The organism is Falsiroseomonas frigidaquae, assembly GCF_012163145.1.
Lineage (GTDB): Bacteria > Pseudomonadota > Alphaproteobacteria > Acetobacterales > Acetobacteraceae > Falsiroseomonas > Falsiroseomonas frigidaquae.
Genome location: NZ_JAAVTX010000002.1, coordinates 793071 through 815239, shown reverse-complemented (window position 1 = coordinate 815239; position 22169 = coordinate 793071). Strand labels below are relative to the sequence as shown.

Genomic DNA, 22169 nt, shown 5'->3' with positions numbered 1-22169 from the left:
CGGGCGGCGTGCGGGGGTGGTGCTCACTGGTCGGGGCGGGCGTAGGTGGCGAAAAGCTGGCCGCGCGGCAGCTCGACGCCCCGCAGCACCGCCACGCGCTTCACCAGTTCCGAAAGCCCCTGCGCGCACATCAGGCAAAAACCCAGCGGCAGCAGCAGCTTGACCGGCCAGCGGATCAGCCCGCCGGGGGAGGAGGAGATTTCCTCCCGCACCCAGGATTCGATGAAGAAGGGCCAGGTCATCCAGGCCAGCAGCGCCATGGCCGGCATCAGGAAGAAGGTCAGGCCGAGGATATCCACCCAGATCCGCGCCCGCTGCCCCAGCGCGCCATAGACCAGGTCCACCCGGACATGCTCGTTCCGGCGCAGCGTGTAGCTGGCGCCGAGCATCACCATCCCGGCGAAGCAATACCACTGCACCTCCAGCCAGGCGTTGGAGCCGGCGGAGAAGCCATAGCGCAGGAATGCATTGCCGGCGCTGACAGCGCAGGCGATCAGGACCAGGTAGTCCGCGATGCGCCCGAAGCCGGTGTTCAGGGCATCGACGCCGCGGCTGAAGGCGAGCAACGGGCCCAAAGGACGCATCCCCTCAAGGCATCAGGGTTGTTTCACCCGGTCTCGCGGCGCCGTGCCACGCCGGGCGCGGCGCCGAAATAGGCCAGGCGGGTTGCTGTAGCGCTGGCGGCTGGCCTTGGAAAGCGGCGCCTTGCCGGGCCGGCAAAATCCGCGCCCATACGAGACTTGATGGCGCAGCGCCTGGGCGCCCCCTTCTGCCGGCGCGGGCGGGCTCCTAAGCTGGCAGCCGGTGACCCGCTTTCCCCTCCTGCCGTGCTGACGGCGCTCATCCTCATCCTGGCGGGCCTCGCGCTGCTGGCGGTGGTGGCCGTGCCGCTGGCGCGCTTTGCCTGGGCGGGGCTGGTGGTGCACGGCTTCTGCCTTTTTGCGGCGGCGGTGCTGGCCGGGGTGGGGCTGGCGGTGCTGTTGGCGGGCGCGCTTCCGGTGCAGGCGCTGCCGCTCGGCGTGCCGGCGCTGGTGGCGGTGGATGCGCTGTCCGCCTGGTTCCTGCTGCTGCTGGGGCTGGCCGCGGCGTGCTCCGCGCTGTTCGGCCTGGCGCATCCCCTTGCCGCACCGCGGCTGCTGGCGGCCTATCCGCTGTTCCTGGCCGGCATGGCGCTGGCGCTGGTCGCGGCCGATGGCTTCACCCTGCTGCTGGGGTTCGAGGCGATGTCCCTCGCCTCCTGGGTCCTGGTCGCCGCCGATCATGCGCAGGCGGAAAATCGGCATGCGGCACGGCGCTATCTAGCCTTCGCGCTGCTCGGCGGTGTCTGCCTGGTGCCGGCGGTTGGCCTGCTGGGCGGCGTGGCGGGCGACCTGTCCTTCGCGGCCATCCGCGTCGCGCCGCCGCAGGGCTGGGTGGCGGCGGCGGTGCTGGCGCTGGTGGTGGTCGGCGCCGGCGCCAAGGCCGGGCTGGTGCCGCTGCACAACTGGCTGCCGCTGGCCCATGCCGCCGCGCCGAGCCACGTTTCCGCGCTGATGTCGGGCGCCATGACCAAGGTCGCGGTCTATGTGCTGGCGCGCCTTCTGCTGGACCTGTCCGGCCCGGCGCAGCCCCTGTGGTGGGGCGTGCCGCTGCTGGTGCTGGGGGCGGCTTCCGCCGTGCTCGGCGCGCTGCGCGCCAATCTGGAGGAGGACGGCAAGACCCTGCTGGCCTGCTCCACCATCGAGAATATCGGCCTGATCTGCCTCGGACTTGGTTTGGCGGCGTGCTTCCGCGCGGCGGATCTCGGCGTGCTGGCCGGGCTGGCGGCGGGTGCGGCGCTGCTGCACGCGCTGAACCACGCCATGTTCAAGTCGCTGCTGTTCCTCGGCATGGGGGAAGTCGCGCATGGCGCGGCGTCGCGCCGGCTGGACCGGCTGGGCGGGCTGATCCACGCCATGCCCTGGACCGCCGGCGCCGTGCTGGTTGGCGCCGCGGCCGCGGCCAGCCTGCCGCCGCTGTCGGGCTTCGCCAGCGAATGGTTGCTGCTGCAGGCGCTGCTGGCGGCTTGGCGGGTGGGTGATCTGGCCTTCCAGGTGCTCGGCGTGGCGGTGGTGGCGGCGGCCGCACTGGCCGCGGCGCTGGCGGCGGCGGCGATGGTGCGGCTGTTCGGGCTGGTCTTCCTCGGCCGGCCGCGCACGCCGCGCGCCGCGGGGGCGGTGGATGGGCCGATGCCCGCCCGGCTGGCGCTGCTGCTGCCGGCCGCGCTCACCATCCTGTTCGGGCTGCTGCCCGGCACGCTGCTCGGCCTGGCGGAGGGCGCGGTGCAGGTGCTGGTGCCGCATGGCATGGTGGAGCGCAGCGGCCTGGCGATGGTCCGCGTCGGCGATGGTGGGGCGCGCTACTGGCCGCTGGCGCTGACGCTGCTGCTGGCGGTGGTGGGCGGCGCCATCTGGTGGCTGGTGCGGCGCCGTGCGCCGGCGGGCGTGGCGCGCGGCCCGGCCTGGGATGGCGGCTTCATGGCCCCGCCGCAGCACCTGCCTTTTGGTGATCCCGTCACCCAGCCCTCGGCTGCCGGCTTCGGCCAGCCGCTGCGGCGGATGCTGGGCGGTTCGCTGCTGGCGGCGCATGAATCCGTGGAGATGGCGCGTCCGGGCGACCCGGGCGCGGCCCGCGTCACCTCCGGCTTCACCGATCCCTCCGAGGCCCGGTTGCTGGCACCCTTGGCCCGGCTGCGGGATGCGCTGGCGGCGCGGGCGGAGCAGCTGCGCGACCTGCCGCTGACGGCCACCCTGATGCTGCCCTTCGGCACGCTGGTGGCGCTGCTGGCGCTGGCCGCCTGGCTGGAGGCGGGCTGAGATGGACTGGCTCGCCGCCATCCTGACCCAGATCCTGCATCTGGCCCTGGTGCTGGCTGCCGCGCCATTGGTGGTGGGCGGCATCCGCTGGCTGAAGGCGCGGATGCAGGGCCGCATCGGCGCCTCGCCCCTGCAGCCGCTGCGGGATTTTCTCAAGCTGCTGCGCAAGCGGCCGCTGCTGGCGGAGAATGCCAGCTGGATCAGCCAGGCCGCACCCCATGCCGGCGCCACCCTGGCCCTGGCCGCGCTGGTGCTGGTGCCGAGTTTCGCGCGCGGCATGGCGCTGGCGCCGCTGGCCGACCTGGTGGTGATCGCCGGGCTGCTGGCGGCCGGGCGCGTTGCGCTGGCGCTGGCCGGCATGGATGTCGGCACCGCCTTCGGCGGGCTGGGCGCATCCCGGGAAATGTCCTTCGCCGCGCTGGCCGAGCCGGCGCTGCTGCTGGTGGCGCTGGTGCTGGCCATGCTGGCCGGCAGCACGGGGCTGGAGACGGTGGGCGCGCTGTTCCAGGAGGGATCGCTCGGCCTGCGCGTCTCGCTCGGCCTGGCGCTGGTGGCGCTGCTGGCGGTGGCGGTGGCGGAGAATGCGCGGATCCCGGTGGACAACCCCGCCACCCACCTGGAACTGACCATGGTGCATGAGGCGATGATCCTCGAAGCCTCCGGCCGGCACCTGGCCTTGTGGGAGGCGGCCTCCGCCTTGCGGCTGACGCTGTGGCTGGCGCTGGTGGCGGCCATCTTCTTCCCCTTCGGCACGGCGCCTGCCGGCTTCGCGCTGCTCGGGTGGGTGGTTGGCGTGGCGGCCTGGGTCGCGAAGATGGCGCTGCTTTGCCTGGCGCTGGCGGCCTTCGAGAGCGCGATCGCGAAGATGCGCGTGTTCCGGGTGCCGGAATTCCTCGGCGCCGCGCTGCTGCTGGGGCTGCTGGCGGCGTTGCTGCTGTTTCTCTCGACGAGGCTGGCGTGATGGGCAAGGACACCGGCTCAAGGCCGCGCCAGCGGCCCGCGCACAGTGCTTCCTTCCCCCCTGCGCAACGGCGCGTCGGCGCGAAGGCAAGCGCGCGCCCGCCGTTTGAGGGTCTGAAAAGGGGTCATGATGCCGCGTGCCGAAGGCACCCGGCATCATGACCTTCGGCTCAACCGGCTACGACATCGCGCATCTGCTCGGCGGCGGCATCCTGCTGCTGTCCTTCGTGCTGCTGTACCAGCGGCGGCTGGAGGGGGTGATCGGCGCCTTCGCCATCCAGGGTGGGTTGCTGGCCGCGGCTGCCGCCTGGCAGGGCTGGATGCAGGATGAACCGGGCCTGTATGTCACGGCGCTGCTCGCCTTCGGCGCCAAGGCGCTGCTGATTCCCCTCGCGCTGCGGCTGCTGCTGCGCCGGCTCGGGCTGCATCGCACGGTGGAGCCGGCGCTCGGCATCGGGCCCTCGCTGCTGGCGGCTTCCGCGCTGGTCGGGCTTTCGGTGATGGTCGTGCTGCCCGTCACCGCCGGCCAGGCCCAGGCGCTGACGCGGGAGAATCTGGCGCTCGCCTTGTCCGTGGTGCTGCTCGGCATGCTGATGATGATCGGCCGGCGCAACGCCATCAGCCAGGTGATCGGCCTGCTGAGCCTGGAGAATGGCCTGATCCTGGCCGCCATCGGCGTGCGCGGCATGCCGCTGGTGGTGGAACTGTCCACCGCCGCGCTGGTGCTGATGCTGGCGCTGGTCGCCGGCATCGTCGTGTTCCTGCTGCGCGACCAGCTCGCCACGCTGGATACGGATGTGCTGCACGGGCACCAAGGGGAACGGCACCAAGGGGAACGGCACCAAGGGGAACGGCACCAGGGGGAGGGGCCATGACCCTGCACCTGCCCTGGATCATCGTCTTCCTGCCCTGGGCCGGCGCGCTGCTGCTGGCCGCGCTCGCCCCGCGCGGGCGCTGGCCGGCGCTGGTCAATCTCGGCGTCTCGGGCGTGAGCTGCGGCCTGGCCCTGGCGGTGCTGGCGGTGCCGGAGGGGGTGCAGGGCTGGACCCGGGTGGATGCGGTGAACCAACCGCTGGTGGCGCTGGCCGGCATCATCGGCCTGGCCACCGCCGCCTTCTCCGCCGCCACGGTGGAGGCCGAGCGCTTCGACGGGCTGCGCGCCAGGGCCTACCACGCCGCCTTCCAGCTTTTCATGGGCGCGCAATTCCTGGCGCTGCTGTCCGACAATCTCGGCGTCATGTGGGTGGCGATCGAGATCGCGACGCTGGCCTCCGTGCTGATCGTGGCGGTGCATGGCACGCCGGCGGCGATCGAGGCGGCATGGAAGTTCTTCCTGCTCTGCGGCATCGGCATCGCGCTGGCACTGTTCGGCACCATCCTGCTGTACCTGGCGGCGCAGCCGCTGGTGGGCCAGGGCGATCCGGGCCTGTCCTGGGGCGCGCTGCGGGCCGTGGCGCAGCAATGCGACCCGGGCATCCTCTCGCTTGCCTTCATCTTCCTGGTGGTTGGCTACGGCACCAAGGCGGGGCTGGTGCCGCTGCATGCCTGGCTGCCGGATGCGGAAGCCGAGGGGCCGCTGCCGATCACCGCCGTGTTGTCCGGGCTGCTGCTGAACGCCGCGCTGGTGGCGGTGCTGCGGGCCAAGGCGATCGTCGGGTTGAACCCTGGCGCGCTGGAGCCGGGGCCGCTGCTGGTCGGCTTCGGCCTGGCCTCCCTGCTGCTGGCGTCCCTGGCGCTGTGGCGGCGGCGGGATGCCAGGCGGTTGTTCGCCTGGAGCAGCATCGAGCATATGGGCCTTTCCGCCATCGCCTTCGGGCTGGGCGCCAACCTCGCGGGCATGCTGCACCTGATGGGCCATTCCCTGGTGAAGAGCGCGGTGTTCTTCGGCATCGGCGCCGCCGCGCAGATCAAGGGCAGCCAGAAGATTTCCGACATTGGCGGGCTGGCGGCGAGCCACCCGGCGCTCGGCTGGGGCCTGGCGCTGGGCATCGCGGGCCTCGCCGGGCTGCCGCCGTTTTCGCTGTTCGTCTCCGAATTCCGGCTGGTGGTCGCCGCCGCCGCGATGCAGCCCTGGCTGGTGCTGTCGATCGGGATCGGGCTGCTGCTGGCGGGCACGGCGCTGGTGCGGGCGCTGCAGGCGCTGTGCCTCGGCCCGCCCACCCCGGATGCGCCGGTGCCCGGCGCCTTCACCCTGCCCGGCGGGCTGTGGTGGGCGACCGGCCCGGCCTGGGCGCTGCTGGCGCTGTCCATGCTGCTCGGCTTCGCCCTGCCTGCCTGGTTCACCGCCTTGCTCGGCGATGCCACGAGGCTGCTGGGATGAGCGCCGCCGAATTGATCCGCCGCGGCAAGCCGCTGCCCTGCCGCCCGGTGCCGCGCCATCTGCTGGCGCCGGAGGATTTCGCGCGGCTGCCGGCGGCGCTGGTGATGCAGCCTTCCCTGGCCTTACTGTCGCTGTGGGCAGAGCCGGCAATGCTGCATGCCGCCTTCCTCGATGAAGCCGACGGGACGCTGCTGCTGGCCAGCACCCCGGCCGAATCCGGCCAATACCCGGCCCTGTCCCCCGCCCGCCCCGGCGCGGTGCGCTTCGAGCGGATGATCCGCGACCTCTGGGGGCTGGAGGCGGTGGGTGGGCTGGACCTTCGCGCCTGGCTCGACCATGGAAGCTGGCCGCTGACCCTGCCGCTATCCCCCCGCCCCGCCCGCAACGGCGCCCGTCCGGAACAGCCCGTCTTCCTGCCCGTGGAGGGCGAGGGATGGCATCAGATTCCGGTCGGCCCGGTGCATGCCGGCATCATCGAGCCCGGCCATTTCCGCTTCACCGTGCAGGGGGAGCTGGTGGTGCGGCTGGAACAGCGCCTGGGCTACACCCACAAGGGCACGCTCGGCCTGATGCTCGGCAAATCGCCGCGCACCGCCGCCCGCTTCGCCGCCCGCATCTCGGGCGACAGCACGGTGGCGCATTCCCTGGCCTTCGCGGAAGCCGCGGAGGCCGCCAGCGCCACCACCCCGCCGCCCCGCGCCCTGTGGCTGCGCGCGGCGATGCTGGAGCTGGAGCGGATCGCCAACCACCTGAACGACTGGGGCGCCATCTGCAACGACGCCAGCTTCGCCTGGCTGCACGCGCAATGCGGCCTGCTGCGGGAGGGGCTGCTACGCGCGCATATGGACGCCTTCGGCCACCGGCTGATGATGGACCGGGTGATTCCCGGTGGGCTGGCGACGGAGCCGCAACCCTCCGGCATCGCGGCCATCCTCGCCGCGCTGGCGGCGGTGGAGGCGGCGCTGCCTGGGCTGGTTTCGATCTATGAGGAGCATGCCAGCCTGCAGGACCGGATGGTCGGCACCGGCGTGCTGGCGCCGGCGCTGGCGGCGGGTTTCGCGGCGGGCGGCGTGGTCGGGCGGGCCTCGGGCCGCGGCTTCGACGCGCGGGTGGCCTTCCCGAACGGCCCCTATGCCGGCGGCCCGCCGACCATGGCGCTGCGGCAGGAAGGCGATGTGGATGCCCGGGTGCGGGTGCGGCTGGCGGAGCTGACGGAGAGCATCCGCCTGGTCCGCCGCATCCTGGCCACCCTGCCCCCCGGCGAGATCCACGCGCCCCTGCCGCAGCGGGGCGGGGAGGGGCTGGCCCTGGTCGAGGGGTTCCGCGGCGAGATCGCCACCTGGATGGCGCTGGATGATGGCGGGCTGATCCGCGCCGTCTTCCCGCGCGACCCGTCCTGGCTGCAATGGCCGTTGCTGGAGGCCGCGATGGAAGGCAACATCGTCGCGGATTTCCCCTTGTGCAACAAGAGCTTCAACTGTTCGTACAGCGGGGTCGATTTGTGATGAGCAGCGCCGCGCCCCAAGACCGATGGCACTGGCGGCCGCAGGCCGAGGCCGCGAATGCGGCCCGCGCCCAGACCATCCCTGCCACCGGGCGCGCCAGCGCACCGGCGCGAAGGCAAGCCGGCGGATGCCGGCGCCCGCCGTCTGAGGGCGTGGAAGGATGAGCGGGCGGCATGGCGCCCGCGCGGACCAGGGTGCGACGGGGCTGTTCACCATCACCCTGATCAAGCCCGGCCCCGGCCGCGGCGTGATGGAGCACTGGGCCTATGACGACCGCGCCCATGCGCTGGATGAGATCGGCTGGCTGGCGGAACGCGTCGCGCCGGGGACCGAGCTGGTGGTGCGGGATCCGGAGGGCAACGACCTGTTCCGCGTGGCCCGCACCGCATGAGCCGGCCGGGCAGGATGCTGTGGCCCAGGCTGGCGAGGGGCCTGTTCTCCCGCCCGCTGACGGAGCCGGTGCAGGCGCCGCCAGAGGAGGTGGTGCTGGCGCTCGCCCAGAAGCTGGAGGTGACGTCCCGCGCCCGGCTGGGTCGCAGCCTGGCGATCCGCCAGGTGGATGCCGGGTCCTGCAATGGCTGCGAGCTGGAAATCCACGCCATGTCCGGCGTGCTCTACGACCTGGAACGGCTGGGCCTGCGCTTCGTCGCCTCTCCCCGCCATGCCGATGTGCTGCTGGTGACGGGCCCGGTGACTCGCAACATGCGGGAGGCGCTGGAACGCACCCGCGCGGCCACCGCCGAGCCTTGCTGGGTGGTGGCGGCCGGCGATTGCGCGGTGGATGGCGGCGTCTTCAAGGGCAGCTATGCGGTGGAGGGGGGCGTCGCGCAGGTGCTGCCCGTGGATCTTCTGATCCCCGGCTGCCCGCCCAGCCCGGCGCAGATGCTGGAGGGGCTGTTGGCCCTGATGCAGGCGCAGGGCTGAGGGGTAGGGCTGGCCGCATCGCTGCGCCCGGCCGCATGAGGATCAGCCCCCGGCGCGGCTGCGTCGTTCAGCCCCGGCGCGGCTGCGTCGTTTAGCCTCCGCGTGGAGGCGCCGTTCAGCCCCGGCGCGGAGGCGCCATCAGCCCTGGCGCGGCTGCGCCGGTTGGCGGGCTCGGCGCGGCTGGCCGGCGCGGCGCGAGGCCCGGACTTCCGCCGTGCGGGCCTGGCGCGCGCGGCGGGTTTCGGCGGTGCGGGCGCGGCGGGCGGTGCGGGCCTCGCGGGAGCGCCGCGGTGCGGTCGCGGCGCTGCGACGGGTGCGGCGCGGCGTGGCGGCCTGGGGCGTGGCCGTGCCTTCGGTTGCCTGCGGCGTCGGTGCGGCCAGCCCCTGGGCGCCGGCCGGCGCGGTCAGCAGCAGCGGCGCGCCCAGCAGGGCGGCCGCGATGAGCAGGCGAATCGTGTTTCGCATGGTGGGTGTTCCTCTCCGGATGCAGCGGGTTCGCGGGCGGCCGGGGGGAAGCGCCTTCGATGCGGTCCATTCTGCGCGCCGGCGGCTGTCCGCGGCATGGGGCGGCGCTGAATTCGGCGTAACCGTCAGCCGGTGACCTTGGCCGGGCCGGTGACCTTGGCCGGGTCGGTGTTCGACCCGCACAGCACCAACGCGACGCGCGCCCCGGCGGGCGGGACGAAGGCGCCGCTGACCAGGGCGGCCAGCGCCGCCGCGCCGCCAGCCTCCGCCACCAGCCGCAGTGCCGACCACAGGCGGCGCTGGGCCTCCGCGATGGCGGCATCCGGCACCAGCACGGCCTGCGCCACATGGTCCCGCGCCACGGCGAAGGACAACGCGCCGATCTGCTTCGCACCGAGGCTGTCCGCCGCCAGCCCGCCGACCGGGGCGGGCAGCGGGTGGCCGGCGGCGAGCGCATGGTGCAGGGCCGGGCAGCCCTCCGGCTCCACGCTGATCACCTGCGCCCCCTTATCCGCGTACCAAGCGGCGATGCCGCCGATCAGCCCGCCGCCGCCGGTCGCCACCAGCACATGTGTCGCCTCCGGCGCGTCCTGCCACAGTTCCATCCCGACGGTGCCCTGGCCGGCCAGGATCTCCGGCTGGTCATAGGCATGCACCAGCATGGCCCCGGTCTCCGCCGCGCGGGCCTCGCTGGCGATGCGCGCCTCGTCATAGGCGGCACCGATCCGGTGCAGGGTGGCGCCATAGGCCTCGATGCGGTCGGTCTTGGCGGCGGGCGTCGCCACCGGGCAGAACACCTCGGCCCGGTGCCCGAGCGCGCGGGCGGCATAGGCCACCGCGGCGCCGTGGTTGCCGCCGGACGCGGTGACCACGCCGGCCGCCGGCACCGCCTGCGACAGCAGCCGGTTGAAGGCGCCGCGGGGCTTGAAGGACCCCGTGGCCTGCAGCAATTCCAGCTTCAGGATCAAGGGGATGGACAGGCCAAGGTCGGCCCCCTCCAGGCGCAGCACCGGGGTGCGGCGGATATGGGGGGCGATGCGGGCGGCGGCCGCTTCGATGGCGGCGGTGCTGGGATCTGGCATGCGGCGGAAGCTGGCAGGCGCCTCCCTCACTGGCAACCGGCCCCGGCAGTTGGCAACCGGGCCGCGCTATCCGGGAGTCCTCTTTAACCCTCGCCACCTTTCTGCCATGGTCCGGCGCCCTTTCGAGGTGAAGTGCCTGTCATGTCGCTGCACGGGTCCTGCGTGGCCCTTGATGAGGAAGGCGTTCTGATCCTGGGTCCTTCGGGCAGCGGGAAATCTGACCTCGTCCTGCGCCTGCTCGGCCGGGGCTGGTCGCTGGTGGCGGATGACCAGGTGGAGCTGGTGGCGGAAGGTGGCGGGCTGTGCGCCAGCGCGCCGGCGCCGCTGCGGGGCCTGCTGGAGATCCGCGGCCTCGGCCTGATGCAGGACCTGCCGGTGGCCGGGCCGGTGCGGGTGCGGCTGGCCGTCCAGCTGCTGCCGCCGGACACCCCGCTGCCGCGGCTCCCGGAGCCGCAATGGTACAGCGCGCTGGGCCAGGCGGTGCCGCAGATTGCACTGCGCGGGCTGGAGCCTTCGGCCCCGGACAAGCTGGGCTTCGCGCTGGCGACTGCCTGCGGTCGCGCCCGCATGGCGGCCGGTTCGCTGGAAGCCGCGTCATCCCCGGAAGCCGCGCTGCGGCGGGATAAACCCGCGGCATGACCCGTGGACCGCGCCCGGTGCTCCTCGTCACCGGCCTGTCCGGCGCCGGCAAGGCCAGCATCCTCCGCACGCTGGAGGATCTGGGCTTCGAGACGGTGGATAACCCGCCGCTGCAAATTCTGGATGAGCTGGTGGCGGATGGCGATGCGCCGCTGGCGATCGGCGTGGATACCCGCTCCCGCGGCTTCGATGCCTCGGCCCTGCTGGACCAGGTGGTGCGGTTGCGCGCGGAGCCCGGCATCGCCGCCAACCTGGTCTTCGCCACGGCGGAGGAGCCGGTGCTGCTGCGCCGCTTCTCCGAGACCCGCCGCCGCCACCCCCTGGCCCCCGGCGGCGCCATGGGCAGCCGGGTGACGGAGGGCATCGCGCGGGAGGCGGCGCTGCTGGCGCCGCTGCGGGATGCGGCGGATTGGGTGGTCGATACCTCCGAATTGCCGCTGCCGGAGCTGCGCCGGCTGATCGAGCGGCGCTTCCGGCCGGAGAACGCGGCGGGGCTTGCCATCGGCATCGTCTCCTTCGGATTTCCGAAAGGACTGCCGCGGGAGGCTGACCTGGTCTGGGATGTGCGCTTCCTGCGCAACCCGCATTACGACCCGGCGCTGCGGCCGATGACCGGCCGCGATGCGCCGATCGCCGCCTTTGTCGAGTCCGATGCCACCTTCACCCCATTCTGGGACCGCATGACCGGGATGATGGAGCTGCTGTTGCCCCGCTACGCGGCGGAGGGGAAGAAGTATCTGACGGTGGCCATCGGCTGCACCGGGGGGCGGCACCGCTCCGTCCTTGTGGCGGAGCGTCTGGCATCCCATCTCGCGTCTCTTGGCTGGCGGGTGGACCTGATCCACCGGGACCTGGCCACCCCTCCGGCGATACAGGGAGGGGCATCGGTTGCGGGGCGGGAGGCCCTGTCGCACACATCATGATTGGTCTAGTGCTCGTCACCCACGGCCGTCTCGCCGAAGAATTGCGTCTCGCCATGGAGCATGTGGTGGGACCGCAGGGCGCCGTGGCGACAGTCTGCATCTATCCCGAGGACAAGCTGGAAGCGCGGCGGGAGGATATCCGCCACTGCATCGCCCGCGTCGACCAGGGCGATGGGGTCGTGGTGCTGACCGACATCCTGGGTGGCACCCCCTCGAACCTCGCCTTCCAGCTCTGCGACCACCGCACGGTGGAGGTCATCGCCGGGGTCAACCTGCCCCTGCTGGTGAAGCTCGCGAAGATTAGGGGCAGCGAGCCCTTGCCCGAAGCGGTCGCGCATGCGACCGCGGCAGGACGCAAATACATTGCCAGCGCGGCCGACATGTCGGAGGGCGCCAGGCCGGCGCCCGCCAACGGCCACGCCACGCCGGAAGCAGGCCCCAAAAGGGACGATCCATGAACGAATGGCCCGATGAAGCCGGTGAGTCCAAGGCGAGCGCCCAGCCCGTGTCGCTGGCAGCGGAGCCCGGCCCCTGTGGCTGCGACCCCTCCGGCGGCCTGGCGATGCGGAAGACGGTCAAGATCGTCAACAGCCGTGGCCTGCATGCCCGCGCCGCCGCCAAGCTGGTGACCGTGGCGGAGCGCTTCTCCGCCTGTGTCAACGTCTCCCGCCACGGACAATCGGTGCCGGCCTGCTCCATCATGGGGCTGATGATGCTGGGCGCCGGCCAGGGCAGCGAAGTGGTCGTGGAAGCCGAGGGCTGGGACGCCAAGGAAGCGCTGGAGGCGATCACCGGTCTGATGGAAGCCGGCTTCCATGAGGATTAGCACCCGGGGCGCCAGATGAAGGCGGAAAAGCCGGACGCCGCCAAGCGCGCGCCGCGCCGCACCAAGGAAGTCGTCATCCGGGGTATCCCGGTGTCGCAGGGCATCGCCATCGGCATGGTGTTCGACACCACCGAGCCGCCGGCCGAAGCCCCGCGCCGCAGCATCGCCGAGGCGGCGGTGGATGGCGAGAAGCAGCGCCTCGCGGCGGCGGTCAGTGCCTCCCGCAAGCAGGTCGCCAAGCTGAAGATGCGCCTCGGCGTGCTGCCGGAGGAAGCGCAGGAAGAACTCGAACCGCTGCTCGACGCCTATGCCATGATGCTGGGCGACAGCCGCCTGATCCGCGGCGCCCGCAAACGCATCGAGGCCGGCCTGCTGGCCGCCGAGACCGCGGTGGCGGATGAGGCGGATGCGATCGCGGAAATCATCCTCTCTGCCAAGGATGACGACAAGGCCGGGCTGCGCCGCCGCGCCGGGGAGGTGCGGGAGATCGCCCGCCGCCTGACCCGCAACCTGACCCAGAATCCCTTCCGCAGCTTCAAGGACGTGCCGGAAGGCGCCATCCTGGTGGCGGAGGAAGTCACCCCCGCCGATGCGGCGCTGCTCGACCCGGCGCGGATCGCCGGCGTGGCGACGGAGGAGGGCGGCGCCGATGGGCATACCGCCATCATGCTGCGTGCGCTGGGGATTCCCGCGGTGCTCGGCGCGCATGGGCTGACGGAAGCCGCGCGGCGCGGTGACCAGATGGTGCTGGACGGCGCCGCCGGCACGATCGCCCTGCACCCGACGCCCGCCACCCTGGTCTGGGCCAAGGACCAGGTCGCGGGATACGCGCGGGAACGCACGCGGCTGGCAAAACTGCGCCGCCTGCCGGCGGTGACCACGGATGCCGAGGCGGTCGAGCTGCTGGCCAATATGGAGATCCCGGCGGAATTGCCGCTGATCGCCCAGGCCGGCGCCCAGGGCATCGGCCTGCTGCGCACCGAATTCCTGTTCATGAACCGCGAGGATCTGCCGGACGAGGAGGCCCAGATGGCCGCCTATGCCCCGATCGTCGAGGCCATGGCTGGCGACCCCGTGACCATCCGCGTGCTGGATTGGGGCGGGGAGAAGGACATGCAGGCGCTGGCGGCGGGGATCGAGCCGCTGCATTCCAGCCCCAACCCGGCACTCGGCCTGCGCGGCATCCGCATGCTGCTGAAGCGCCCGGAGTTGCTGGAGGCGCAGTTCGCCGCCATCCTGCGCGTCGCCGGACGGGCGCCGGATGGCGTGGTGCGCGTGCTGCTGCCGATGGTGACCATCCCGTCCGAGGTGAAGCAGGCGCGGGAGATCTACGAGCGCGTCGCCCGCCGCCTGCGCCGGCGCGGCGAGAAACTGCCGGAGAAGCTGCCCGAGCTCGGCGCCATGATCGAGACGCCGGGCGCTGCCCTGGCCGCCGATGCCATCGCGCTGGAGGCGGATTTCTTCGCCATCGGCACCAATGACCTGGCCATGTACACGCTGGCGGTGGACCGCGGCGATGCCGAGGTCAGCCACCTGTACGACCCGCTGCACCCGGCGGTGCTGCGGCTGATGCAATTCGCCACGGAAGCGGCGCTGCGGCTGCGCATGCCGGTCTCCGTCTGCGGCGAGATGGGCGGCAATCCGCGCCTGGTACCGCTGTTGCTGGGCCTCGGCATCCGCTGTCTGTCGATGAATGCCAGCGCCATCCCGCGCGTGAAGCAGGCGGTGCGTGCGCTGGATATCGGCGACTGCGCCCGCTTCGCGCGCCGCGTCATGGAACAATCCGACCCGGCCCGCATCCGTGAGCTGGTGGACGGTTTTGCGAGCGGCGTGACGGAGCGGGGCTGACCTCGCGGTGGCGTGATGCTCCGCCGCTTTGTCGCCGCGAAGGTGCCGCCCATCTGCCTCGCAGGACCGGCGCAATCGGCATGGTTCAGCGAAGGAGGTTTCTCCGCCATGCGACAGATCCGCCGCGCCGCGGTCACCGGGTTGCTCGCCATCTGGCTGGCGCCGCTCGGGGCCATGGCCGAAAGCCAGTCCTCCAACAGTTCCTCCAACTGCTCCGATGGCCGCTGCACCCGGGTGGAATCCCTGGTGGTGGAAAACGGGCGGGAGCGCCGCGGCTGGACGCGGACCGAACGCTGGCGGGAGGATGACGACCGCGGGCGCGGCGAGGACCGGCGCCGGACACGTCGCGACCACGATGATGACGACCGGGACGACGACGACCGGGACGACGACGACCGGGACGACGACTGAGGCCTGATCAGCCCCGCCGGAACGCCACCAGCAGATTATTGGCCGGCATCTGCGTGACGGTGGGCGCGCCGAAGCCGGCCGCCGCAGCCTCCGTCGCCACATCCTCCAGCCGCCGCAGGCCCCAGGACGGGTCGCGGGCGCGCAGGCTGGCGTCGAAATCGAGATTGCTCGGCGCCGTCTCCACTCCCGCCTGGATATAGGGGCCGTACAGCACCAGCGGCGCGCCTTCCGGCAGGATGCGCGCGGCGCCGCGCAGCAGGCCGAGCGTCGCCAGCCAGGGCGCGATGTGGATCATGTTGATGCACAGCACCGCATCGGCGCGGTCCAGCTTCCAATCCGGCGCGGTGGCATCCAGCGCCAGGGCCGGGCGGATATTGGCCTGCCCCGAACACCAGGCATCGATGCTGGCACGGGATTCCGCCTGCGGGTCGCTCGGCTGGAACACCAGGCCGGGCAGCGCCTGGGCCAGGTGCAGCGCATGCTCCCCGGTGCCGCTGGCCACCTCCAGCACCAGGCCGGCGGGCGGCAGCAGGGGGCGCAGCGCGGCCAGGATCGGGTCCCGGTTGCGGGCGGCGGCGGGGGCGAAGCGGCGAGGCTCGCCTTCGGGGGTCTCCGGCATCCAGGCCGTTTCGGCCGTGCTGGCGCAGACGTCAACCGGCCAGGGCCGCAAACGGTTGCAAAGTCGCTTGAAGCCCTGCCCGCGGCGGTTGCATCCTGCCGCGCGAAGCGGGCCCGCCATGGTCCGCCCGAACACAACAAGAATGGGGGAAACAGACATGGTCCGAACCCGAATCGCCGCGGCCGGCCTGCTCGCGGCGCTCTGTCTGGCGCCGGTCGTGCAGGCCCAGCAGACCCCCGCCCCGGCGCCCGCCTGGGCCGCCGGCCGCGAGGGCAGCGGCATGGCCGCCAACCTGGCACCGCACGCCCCGCGCCTGACCGTGACACCGCGCGACCAGCTGCCGCTTTCCGCCATCCGCCTGCCGCAGGGCTTCACCGCCGAAGTCTACGCCCATGGCATCCCCGGCGCGCGGATGATGGCGGAGGGTCCGAACGGCACCATCTTCGCCGGCAGCCGCACCATCGGCCGGGTCTATGCCATCACCCGCAACCCGGACGGCACCACCCGCACCCGCACGCTGCTGCAGGGTCTGAACCAGCCGAACGGCATCGAGGTGGTGGACGGCAACCTGTACGTCGTCGCCATCAACCGGGTGCTGCGCTTCGACAACATCGAGCAGAACCTGGACAATCCCGGCAGCGGCACGGACCTGACCGCCGCCTTCGGACTGCCGACCGAGGAGCATCACGGCTGGAAATTCGTCACCGCCGGGCCCGATGGGCGCCTCTATATGAATGTCGGCGTGCCCTGCAACATCTGCGAATTCGACCGCGACAAATTCGCCCTGCTGGTCTCCTTCCGCCCGGATGGCAGCGACCGGCGGATCGAGGCGCGCGGCATCCGCAACAGCGTCGGCATGGACCACCACCCGCAGACCCGGGAATTGTGGGCCACCAATAATGGCCGTGACTGGGCCGGCAACGACATGCCGAACGACACGCTGCACCGCGTCCGCCGCAGCGGCGAGGATCACGGCTTTCCCTTCTGCGTCGGTGACTGGGCCGATCCGGGCGCGCATGCGCAGCGCAATTGCAGTGAGTTCCAGCAGCCCGCCGCCCTGTTAGGTCCGCATACCGCCTCGCTGGGCATGCGCTTCTACACCGGCACCATGTTCCCCGAGGCCTATCGCAACCAGATCTTCATCGCCCGCCGCGGGTCCTGGAACCGGGAAGGCCTGAACGGTTACGACGTGGTGGTGGCGAAGCTGGACGGAGAAAGCCGCGTCACCGGCATCGAGCCCTTCCTGGAAGGCTTCCGGGACGAGGCGAACAACCGCTTCCTCGGCCGGCCCGTCGATGTGCATGTGATGCGCGACGGATCGCTGCTGGTGGCGGAGGAGCAATACGGCGCGATCTACCGGATTACCTATCGCCAGTGACTTTTCCTCATCTCGCCCTGCTGGCGGCCATCCTGGTCGCCTGCGCCTTCCACCCCGCCGCCGCGCAGGACGCGGCGCGGGGTGCCACCATCGCCGCGGAACGCAACTGCGCCGGCTGCCACGGCGCCGCCGGGGTCAGCGAATTGGAGCGGATACCCTCCCTCGCCGGCCAGCCCGCCGAATTCATCACCCTGCAGATGATCCTGTTCCGCGAGGGGCTGCGCCAGGCGCCGCCGATGAACGAACTGTCCCAGGGGCTGGAGGACCAGGCTGTCGAGGATCTGGCCGCGCATTACGCCAGCCTGCCCGCGGCGCCGCCGCCCGGTCTGGCCCCGCGCGACGCGGCATTGGCGGAACGCGGCCGGCAGCTTTCCGCCGCGCTGAATTGCGGCGTCTGCCACCTGCCGGACTATAGCGGGCGCAACCAGATCCCCCGCATCGCCGGGCAGCGGGAGGATTTCCTGCGCCACACGCTGGCCCAGTACCGTGACAGCCAGCGCCGTGGCACCGACACCAACATGAACGCGGTGATGTACGGCGTGCCGGACGACGCCATCGCCGCGCTCGCGCATTACATGGCGCATCAGCCGGTCCGGCCGGAGTAGGCGCAGCGGCACTGGCCTGCTCCCCCGCCCTGCGGCATGAGGAGGCATGGATGACCTGATCCTTCGCCTCGGCGTCGCGCTCGCCATCGGCCTGCTGGTCGGGCTGGAACGCGGCTGGCGGGAGCGGGAGGAAGCGGCTGGCCGCCGCACCGCCGGCATCCGCACCTATGGCATCTCCGCCCTGCTCGGCGCCGTGATGGCCGCGCTGGCCGCCAGCCTTGGCTCCGCGCTGGTGCTGGCGGTCGGCTTTCTCGGCTTCGCGCTGGTCTTCGGCTGGTTCCAGGCGCGGGAAGCGGTGCAGGAGAACAGCCTGAGCGCCACCAGCGCCATCGTCGGCCTCTGCACCTTCGCCCTCGGCGCCCTGGCGGTGGTGGGGGACCAGCGGGCGGCGGCGGCGGGCGGCGCCGCGCTGGCCGCGATCCTGGCGAGCCGGGAAGTGCTGCACCGCCTGGTGAAGCGCCTGTCCTGGGTGGAACTGCGCTCCGCGTTGATGCTGGCGGTGATGACCACGATCATCCTGCCGCTGCTGCCGGACCGCACCATCGACCCGTGGGGCGGCCTCAACCCGCGCGAGATCTGGTTCTTCACCGTCCTGACCGCGACGATCTCCTATCTCGGCTATGTCGCCACCCGCATCCTGGGGCCACGGCGCGGCGTGCTGGCGGGGGGGCTGCTGGGGGCGGTGGTATCCTCCACCGCCGTCACCCTCGCCTTCGCCCGCAGCGCGGCGGCGGGGAAGGCAAGCCGGCCTTTGGCCGAGAATGCCAGCCGGCCGCTGGCTGAAAATTCCAGCCGGCCTTTGGCTGAAAGTTCAAGCCGGCCGCTGGCCGGGGCGGCGGCGCTGGCCGCCATGGTGTCGGTGCTTCGGGTGACCGGCCTGGTGCTGATCCTCAATCCCGGCGTGCTGCCCGTCATGGCCCCCGCCGCCCTGGCTGCCGCGCTGGTCTTCGCCGCCTGCGGGGGCCTGCTGATCTGGCGTGGCGGCGGCGGCGAGGGCGCCGCCGGGCCCGCCCGCAATCCCTTCGACCTGGTGCCGCTGCTGGTCTTCGCGGCCGGCTTCGCCGTGGTCTCCACCGCCAGCGCCGCCCTGGTCGGCAGCTTCGGCGCCGCCAGCCTGCTGGGCAGCTCGGCGCTGTCCGGCGTGTTCGACGTGGATGTCGCGGTGCTCAGTGCGCTGCGCCTGGTGGATCCGGTGCCGCGCCTCGCCATCGGCCAAGCCGTGCTGGCGGCGCTGGCGGCGAATGCGATGGGGCGGCTGCTGCTGGCTTCCGCCGCCGGGCCGCGCGACTTCGCGCTGCCCCTGGCGGGCGCCACGCTCGCCGCGCTGGTCGCCGGTGGCCTGGCCGGCTTCGCCACCTTCGGCTGAGCCGCCCTCAGCGCAGGACGATGCGGCCATCCAGCCGGGCCGCCACCTGGCCGAGCGCGGCCAGATGCGCGGCGAAGGCATCCTCCAGCGGCGGGCCTTCGTCATAGGCCTCCAGCGCCCGGTCGCGCAGCATGGCGTAGCCATCGCCGCCTCGGCGGATGAAGTTGTTGGTGGCCAGCAGGTAATCCGCCTCCGGGTCGACCGGGCCGGGGCGGCGGCCGGTGGTGATGCGCGCCTCGCCGATCCGCTGCCCCACCGGGGCCAGCGGGTTCCAGGTGAAGACCACGCCCGCCACCTGCGGGAAGCGGCCGCTGCCGGGGTTCGAGACCCCGTTCTCCAGCGCCGCCCGCAGGTCCCGCCCGCGCAGCCGCACCGTCGCCAGGGTGTTGGAGAAGGGCAGGGTGGTCAGCACGTCGCCCAGCGTGATGGTGCCGGCGGGCAGCCCGGTGCGGATGCCGCCGGCATTGGTCAGCGCCAGGTCCGCCTGCGGCGCGGCGCGCAGCAGCGCATCGGCCAGCAGGTTGCCCACCGCGCATTCGCCGAGCCGGCAGCTGGTATTCTCCAGCCCGCCGGCGGAATGCGCCACGAACTGGGCGCGCATCTCGTTCAGCGGCCGGGCGAAATCCGCCACCAGCGCCGCCGTTGCCGGGTCCTCCGGCATCGCGTCGGTGATCTCCTGCGCCCCGCCGCCATGCGCGGCGACGCGGCCATCGGTGGCGAGGTCGAGGTCGAGCCGGCCGCGCCAGCGACCCAGCGCCCCGGCCTGCACGATCCGCACCGCGCGGTCCGCGCCGTCCATCAGCAAGGGCGGGCTGACCAGCGTGTGGGAATGGCCGCCGACGATCACGTCGATGCCGGGCACCGCCGCCGCCAGGGCACGGTCGGCCTCCACCCCGCGATGCGACAGCACCACGATGGTGGCCGGACCCTCGGCGCGGATCGCCGCGATCGAGCGCGCCGCGGCTTCCTCGGCCGCGGTGAAGCGCAGATGCGGGCCGGGCGAGGAGATCTGCGGGATGTTCTCCAGCGTCAGCCCGACCACGCCGATGCGCGCGCCGCCCAGCCGGAACACCGCATGCGGCGCCACCAGCCCGGCAAGCGTAGGTTCGCCCGCCACATCCATGTTCGCGGCCAGCAGCGGCGCGCCCAGCGCCCGCAGGAAGCCGGCCAGGGTCTCCGGCCCGCCATTGAAGTCGTGGTTGCCGGGCGCCATGGCCTGCACGCCCCATTGCCGCTGCACCGCCGCTTCGGCCAGGCCGCGGTGCCGCGTGTAGAACAGGCTGCCGAGGAACTGGTCCCCGGCATCCAGCGCCAGCACCGCGCGGCTTTCCGCCACCGCCGCCGCCCGCGCCGCATGGAAGCTGGCCACCAGCCGCGCCGCGCCGCCGCCGCAGGGCGCGCCGACGCGGCAGCCGGCGCCGGAGGCCTGCGTGCCTTCGTGCCGGCTGTGGAAATCATTCAGGTGCAGCAGCGCCACCCGCGTGGCCGCCTGCGCGGCCGGGGCGCGCAGGCTGGGTGCAGCCAGGGTGGGGGCGGCGAGCGACAGGCTGGCCAGAAGCTGTCGGCGGCGGATCATCGGCATGTTCCTGCAACGTCCCGGGCATGCCGCGCATAGCGGATCGGCCGCCTCGCGTCATGCGGCTTCATGCCGTGCCATGCAGGTGTCACCCGCTTGCCGCGCGCACGCCGATCTGACCGGAACGATCGCATTCATTGGCCGCTTGCGGGTTGCGGGCATGGACGCGGAGGTTGATACCCGCCCTCTTGTTGCCACGCCGTCAGCCGAGACTCGCCCGCGGAATGCAGGTCTATCTGCCGATTGCCGAGATGTCGGTGGATGCCCTGCTGCTGCTGGGCATCGGCTTTGGCGTGGGCTGGCTCTCGGGCCTGTTCGGCGTCGGAGGCGGCTTCCTGCTGACTCCGCTGCTGATCCTGATCGGCATCCCGTCCCCGGTGGCCGTAGGCTCGGGGGCCAACCAGACGCTCGGCGCCTCCGTATCCGGCCTGATCGCCCAGTGGCGGCGCGGCAATGTCGATGTGCGGATGGGCACCGTGCTCATCATCGGCGGCTTCTTCGGCTCGCTTGCCGGCGTGCAGTTGTTCGCCTGGCTGCGGCGCGCCGGGCAGGTCGACCTCGCGGTCGCCATCTTCTACGTCGTGGTGCTGGGCGGCGTCGGCGCGCTGATGGTGCGCGAAAGCGTCGCCGCCATCCTGCGGCGCAAGCGGTCCCGCCCGGCCCGGCTGCACGAGCATCTCTGGATGCACGGGCTGCCCTTCAAGATGCGGTTCCGCAAGTCCCGCCTGTACATCTCGGTCATCCCGCCGCTCGGCATCGGCTTCGCCATCGGCGTGCTGTCCGCCATCATGGGCGTCGGCGGCGGCTTCATGCTGGTGCCGGCGATGATCTACCTGCTCGGCATGCCGACCGCGGTGGTGATCGGCACCTCCCTGTTCCAGGTGGTCTTCGTCACCGCCAACGTCACCTTCCTGCAGGCGATCCAGGTCGGCAGCGTCGATATCGTGCTGACCCTGCTGCTGCTGGCCGGTGGCGTCTCCGGCGCGCAGTTCGGCGCCGCCATGGGCACCAAGCTGCGCGGCGAGGAAATGCGCGCGCTGCTCGGCGCCCTGGTGCTGGCGGTGGCACTGTCCCTGCTGTGGGACCTGCTGCGGGTGCCGGAGGCGCTGTTCGTCATCGGTCCCGTGCCATGAAGTGGCTGTGGCTGGCCCTGCTGCTGGTGCTGGCCCCCGCCGCCGTAGCGCAGGAGGCCGCCGTCGCGCCGCCCTCGCTGGCGGCCGAGCTGTCGGTCAACCGGGTGGAGGTGACCACCGCCTTCTCCGGCTCCGAGATCCTGGTCTTCGGCGCCACCGAACGGCTGATCGGGCCGGAGGGCGACGAGGTGGTGGTGCTGGTCACCGGGCCCGAGACCTCCATGATCGTGCGCCAGAAGGTCAGCGTCATGGGCTTCTGGATCAACGGCGCCTCCGCCCGCTTCAACCGGGTGCCGAGCTACTGGGCGCTGGCCTCCACCCGCCCGGTGCCGGCCATGCTGGACCGGGTCGAACGCTCCGAGCTGCGCCTCGGGCTGGACCAGTTGCCGCTGGTACAGCTTGGCGCGCAGGGGCCGACCTTCCGCCTGGCGCTGGCCGATCTGCAGCAGGATGCCGGGCTGTGGGTGGACCGCGACCGGCCGATCCAGGTTTCCGGCGGCCGCCTGTTCCATGCCCGCCTGCCGCTGCCGGCGACGGTTGCGCACGGCATCTATCAGGTGCAGGTGATGCTGGTGCGTGACCGCCGCGTGGTGGCGCGGCAGGAATTGCGGCTGGATGTGGTCCGCACCGGCACCGCCGCCTGGATCGCCGACATCGCGCGGGAACAGCCGGTGCTGTATGGCATCGCCTGCATCATCCTGGCGGCCATGGCCGGCTGGATCGGCAGTGTCGTGTTCCGTCGCAACTGATCCGCC

The 22169-nt window shown here is 72.4% G+C and carries 23 protein-coding genes; 18 read left to right on the top strand and 5 right to left on the bottom strand.

All coding sequences use genetic code 11. The features are described from left to right. Positions 1-23 precede the first annotated feature (23 nt). Complete coding sequence (locus HB662_RS08285; protein ID WP_245185490.1) at positions 24-584, bottom strand: TRAP transporter small permease subunit; 561 nt, start codon at positions 582-584, stop codon at positions 24-26. A gap of 159 nt (positions 585-743) precedes the next feature. Here HB662_RS08285 and HB662_RS08280 point away from each other — a divergent pair, with 159 nt between their 5' ends. The 7 genes from HB662_RS08280 to HB662_RS08250 all read left to right on the top strand — a co-directional run bounded on the left by HB662_RS08280 (position 744) and on the right by HB662_RS08250 (position 8543). Then, the gene (locus HB662_RS08280) at positions 744-2834 is read left to right on the top strand and encodes a proton-conducting transporter transmembrane domain-containing protein (RefSeq protein WP_168049068.1); all 2091 of its coding nucleotides are present in this window, start codon (positions 744-746) and stop codon (positions 2832-2834) included. Between the two features lies 1 nt (position 2835). Then, positions 2836-3795 carry a respiratory chain complex I subunit 1 family protein gene (locus HB662_RS08275; protein ID WP_168049066.1) on the top strand — a complete coding sequence of 320 codons (960 nt, stop codon included), beginning with the start codon at positions 2836-2838 and terminating at the stop codon, positions 3793-3795. 157 nt (positions 3796-3952) lie between these two features. Further along, positions 3953-4669, top strand: a complete 717-nt coding sequence (locus tag HB662_RS08270) for a hydrogenase-4 component E (protein WP_168049064.1) — start codon at positions 3953-3955, stop codon at positions 4667-4669. After that, the gene (locus HB662_RS08265) at positions 4666-6114 is read left to right on the top strand and encodes a hydrogenase 4 subunit F (protein WP_168049062.1); all 1449 of its coding nucleotides are present in this window, start codon (positions 4666-4668) and stop codon (positions 6112-6114) included. The genes HB662_RS08270 and HB662_RS08265 overlap by 4 nt, the downstream gene beginning before the upstream one ends. Further along, on the top strand, positions 6111-7619 hold the full coding sequence (locus HB662_RS08260) for a hydrogenase large subunit (RefSeq protein WP_168049060.1): 1509 nt from the start codon (positions 6111-6113) through the stop codon (positions 7617-7619). The genes HB662_RS08265 and HB662_RS08260 overlap by 4 nt, the downstream gene beginning before the upstream one ends. Positions 7620-7779: 160 nt before the next feature. Further along, the gene (locus tag HB662_RS08255) at positions 7780-8010 is read left to right on the top strand and encodes a hypothetical protein (RefSeq protein ID WP_168049058.1); all 231 of its coding nucleotides are present in this window, start codon (positions 7780-7782) and stop codon (positions 8008-8010) included. Between the two features lie 14 nt (positions 8011-8024). Next, positions 8025-8543: an NADH-quinone oxidoreductase subunit B family protein gene (locus HB662_RS08250; RefSeq protein WP_168049056.1), complete on the top strand. Its 519-nt coding sequence runs from the start codon at positions 8025-8027 to the stop codon at positions 8541-8543. A 138-nt stretch (positions 8544-8681) separates the two neighbouring features. Here HB662_RS08250 and HB662_RS08245 read toward each other — a convergent pair whose 3' ends face one another. Continuing rightward, positions 8682-9008 (bottom strand): hypothetical protein, encoded by a 327-nt coding sequence (locus HB662_RS08245; protein ID WP_168049054.1) that lies wholly within the window; start codon positions 9006-9008, stop codon positions 8682-8684. A gap of 125 nt (positions 9009-9133) precedes the next feature. After that, a complete protein-coding gene (locus HB662_RS08240) occupies positions 9134-10090 on the bottom strand; it encodes a serine/threonine dehydratase (protein WP_168049052.1) in 957 nt (318 codons plus the stop codon). 141 nt (positions 10091-10231) lie between these two features. On the opposite strand from HB662_RS08240, the gene HB662_RS08235 reads away from it, so the two are divergent. From HB662_RS08235 to HB662_RS08210, 6 genes are all read left to right on the top strand, one after another. Beyond that, positions 10232-10729 carry an HPr kinase/phosphorylase gene (locus tag HB662_RS08235; protein WP_168049050.1) on the top strand — a complete coding sequence of 166 codons (498 nt, stop codon included), beginning with the start codon at positions 10232-10234 and terminating at the stop codon, positions 10727-10729. After that, entirely contained in the window at positions 10726-11652 is a 927-nt protein-coding gene (gene rapZ / locus HB662_RS08230) for an RNase adapter RapZ (protein ID WP_168049048.1), read from the top strand. The genes HB662_RS08235 and rapZ overlap by 4 nt, the downstream gene beginning before the upstream one ends. Beyond that, a complete protein-coding gene (locus HB662_RS08225; RefSeq protein ID WP_168049046.1) occupies positions 11649-12110 on the top strand; it encodes a PTS sugar transporter subunit IIA in 462 nt (153 codons plus the stop codon). The genes rapZ and HB662_RS08225 overlap by 4 nt, the downstream gene beginning before the upstream one ends. A 104-nt stretch (positions 12111-12214) precedes the next feature. Then, the gene (locus HB662_RS08220; protein ID WP_168049409.1) at positions 12215-12478 is read left to right on the top strand and encodes an HPr family phosphocarrier protein; all 264 of its coding nucleotides are present in this window, start codon (positions 12215-12217) and stop codon (positions 12476-12478) included. Positions 12479-12493: 15 nt separating this feature from the next. Then, positions 12494-14326, top strand: a complete 1833-nt coding sequence (gene ptsP / locus HB662_RS08215; RefSeq protein ID WP_168049044.1) for a phosphoenolpyruvate--protein phosphotransferase — start codon at positions 12494-12496, stop codon at positions 14324-14326. Between the two features lie 108 nt (positions 14327-14434). Further along, positions 14435-14737 (top strand): hypothetical protein, encoded by a 303-nt coding sequence (locus HB662_RS08210; protein WP_168049042.1) that lies wholly within the window; start codon positions 14435-14437, stop codon positions 14735-14737. Positions 14738-14744: 7 nt separating this feature from the next. Here the strand turns inward: HB662_RS08210 and HB662_RS08205 are convergent, their stop codons facing one another. After that, the gene (locus HB662_RS08205; RefSeq protein ID WP_168049040.1) at positions 14745-15356 is read right to left on the bottom strand and encodes a DUF938 domain-containing protein; all 612 of its coding nucleotides are present in this window, start codon (positions 15354-15356) and stop codon (positions 14745-14747) included. 157 nt (positions 15357-15513) lie between these two features. Between HB662_RS08205 and HB662_RS08200 the strand changes: the two genes are divergently transcribed. Genes HB662_RS08200 through HB662_RS08190 form a run of 3 tightly spaced genes read left to right on the top strand, consistent with a single transcriptional unit; the run spans position 15514 to position 18705 of the window. After that, positions 15514-16734 (top strand): PQQ-dependent sugar dehydrogenase, encoded by a 1221-nt coding sequence (locus tag HB662_RS08200; protein ID WP_168049038.1) that lies wholly within the window; start codon positions 15514-15516, stop codon positions 16732-16734. Continuing rightward, a complete protein-coding gene (locus HB662_RS08195; protein WP_168049036.1) occupies positions 16731-17339 on the top strand; it encodes a c-type cytochrome in 609 nt (202 codons plus the stop codon). Before HB662_RS08200 ends, HB662_RS08195 begins: the two co-directional genes overlap by 4 nt. A gap of 46 nt (positions 17340-17385) precedes the next feature. After that, on the top strand, positions 17386-18705 hold the full coding sequence (locus HB662_RS08190; RefSeq protein ID WP_168049034.1) for an MgtC/SapB family protein: 1320 nt from the start codon (positions 17386-17388) through the stop codon (positions 18703-18705). 7 nt (positions 18706-18712) lie between these two features. Here the strand turns inward: HB662_RS08190 and HB662_RS08185 are convergent, their stop codons facing one another. After that, positions 18713-20281 (bottom strand): bifunctional metallophosphatase/5'-nucleotidase, encoded by a 1569-nt coding sequence (locus HB662_RS08185; RefSeq protein ID WP_168049032.1) that lies wholly within the window; start codon positions 20279-20281, stop codon positions 18713-18715. A gap of 224 nt (positions 20282-20505) precedes the next feature. Here HB662_RS08185 and HB662_RS08180 point away from each other — a divergent pair, with 224 nt between their 5' ends. Beyond that, complete coding sequence (locus HB662_RS08180; protein ID WP_168049030.1) at positions 20506-21414, top strand: sulfite exporter TauE/SafE family protein; 909 nt, start codon at positions 20506-20508, stop codon at positions 21412-21414. Then, the gene (locus HB662_RS08175) at positions 21411-22163 is read left to right on the top strand and encodes a TIGR02186 family protein (protein WP_168049028.1); all 753 of its coding nucleotides are present in this window, start codon (positions 21411-21413) and stop codon (positions 22161-22163) included. Before HB662_RS08180 ends, HB662_RS08175 begins: the two co-directional genes overlap by 4 nt. Positions 22164-22169: the final 6 nt, after the last annotated feature.

Bases quoted from the DNA above. Each gene is read 5' to 3' on its own strand.
- HB662_RS08210 (WP_168049042.1), top strand. From the start codon at position 14,435: ATGCGACAGATCCGCCGCGCCGCGGTCACCGGGTTGCTCGCCATCTGG.
- HB662_RS08265 (WP_168049062.1), top strand. From the start codon at position 4,666: ATGACCCTGCACCTGCCCTGGATCATCGTCTTCCTGCCCTGGGCCGGC.
- HB662_RS08270 (WP_168049064.1), top strand. From the start codon at position 3,953: ATGACCTTCGGCTCAACCGGCTACGACATCGCGCATCTGCTCGGCGGC.
- HB662_RS08250 (WP_168049056.1), top strand. From the start codon at position 8,025: ATGCTGTGGCCCAGGCTGGCGAGGGGCCTGTTCTCCCGCCCGCTGACG.
- rapZ (WP_168049048.1), top strand. From the start codon at position 10,726: ATGACCCGTGGACCGCGCCCGGTGCTCCTCGTCACCGGCCTGTCCGGC.
- HB662_RS08285 (WP_245185490.1), bottom strand. From the start codon at position 584: ATGCGTCCTTTGGGCCCGTTGCTCGCCTTCAGCCGCGGCGTCGATGCC.
- HB662_RS08245 (WP_168049054.1), bottom strand. From the start codon at position 9,008: ATGCGAAACACGATTCGCCTGCTCATCGCGGCCGCCCTGCTGGGCGCG.
- HB662_RS08235 (WP_168049050.1), top strand. From the start codon at position 10,232: ATGTCGCTGCACGGGTCCTGCGTGGCCCTTGATGAGGAAGGCGTTCTG.
- HB662_RS08225 (WP_168049046.1), top strand. From the start codon at position 11,649: ATGATTGGTCTAGTGCTCGTCACCCACGGCCGTCTCGCCGAAGAATTG.
- HB662_RS08280 (WP_168049068.1), top strand. From the start codon at position 744: ATGGCGCAGCGCCTGGGCGCCCCCTTCTGCCGGCGCGGGCGGGCTCCT.
- HB662_RS08220 (WP_168049409.1), top strand. From the start codon at position 12,215: ATGCGGAAGACGGTCAAGATCGTCAACAGCCGTGGCCTGCATGCCCGC.
- HB662_RS08260 (WP_168049060.1), top strand. From the start codon at position 6,111: ATGAGCGCCGCCGAATTGATCCGCCGCGGCAAGCCGCTGCCCTGCCGC.
- HB662_RS08275 (WP_168049066.1), top strand. From the start codon at position 2,836: ATGGACTGGCTCGCCGCCATCCTGACCCAGATCCTGCATCTGGCCCTG.
- HB662_RS08185 (WP_168049032.1), bottom strand. From the start codon at position 20,281: ATGATCCGCCGCCGACAGCTTCTGGCCAGCCTGTCGCTCGCCGCCCCC.
- HB662_RS08175 (WP_168049028.1), top strand. From the start codon at position 21,411: ATGAAGTGGCTGTGGCTGGCCCTGCTGCTGGTGCTGGCCCCCGCCGCC.
- HB662_RS08180 (WP_168049030.1), top strand. From the start codon at position 20,506: ATGCAGGTCTATCTGCCGATTGCCGAGATGTCGGTGGATGCCCTGCTG.
- ptsP (WP_168049044.1), top strand. From the start codon at position 12,494: ATGAAGGCGGAAAAGCCGGACGCCGCCAAGCGCGCGCCGCGCCGCACC.
- HB662_RS08190 (WP_168049034.1), top strand. From the start codon at position 17,386: ATGGATGACCTGATCCTTCGCCTCGGCGTCGCGCTCGCCATCGGCCTG.
- HB662_RS08255 (WP_168049058.1), top strand. From the start codon at position 7,780: ATGAGCGGGCGGCATGGCGCCCGCGCGGACCAGGGTGCGACGGGGCTG.
- HB662_RS08240 (WP_168049052.1), bottom strand. From the start codon at position 10,090: ATGCCAGATCCCAGCACCGCCGCCATCGAAGCGGCCGCCGCCCGCATC.
- HB662_RS08205 (WP_168049040.1), bottom strand. From the start codon at position 15,356: ATGCCGGAGACCCCCGAAGGCGAGCCTCGCCGCTTCGCCCCCGCCGCC.
- HB662_RS08200 (WP_168049038.1), top strand. From the start codon at position 15,514: ATGGTCCGAACCCGAATCGCCGCGGCCGGCCTGCTCGCGGCGCTCTGT.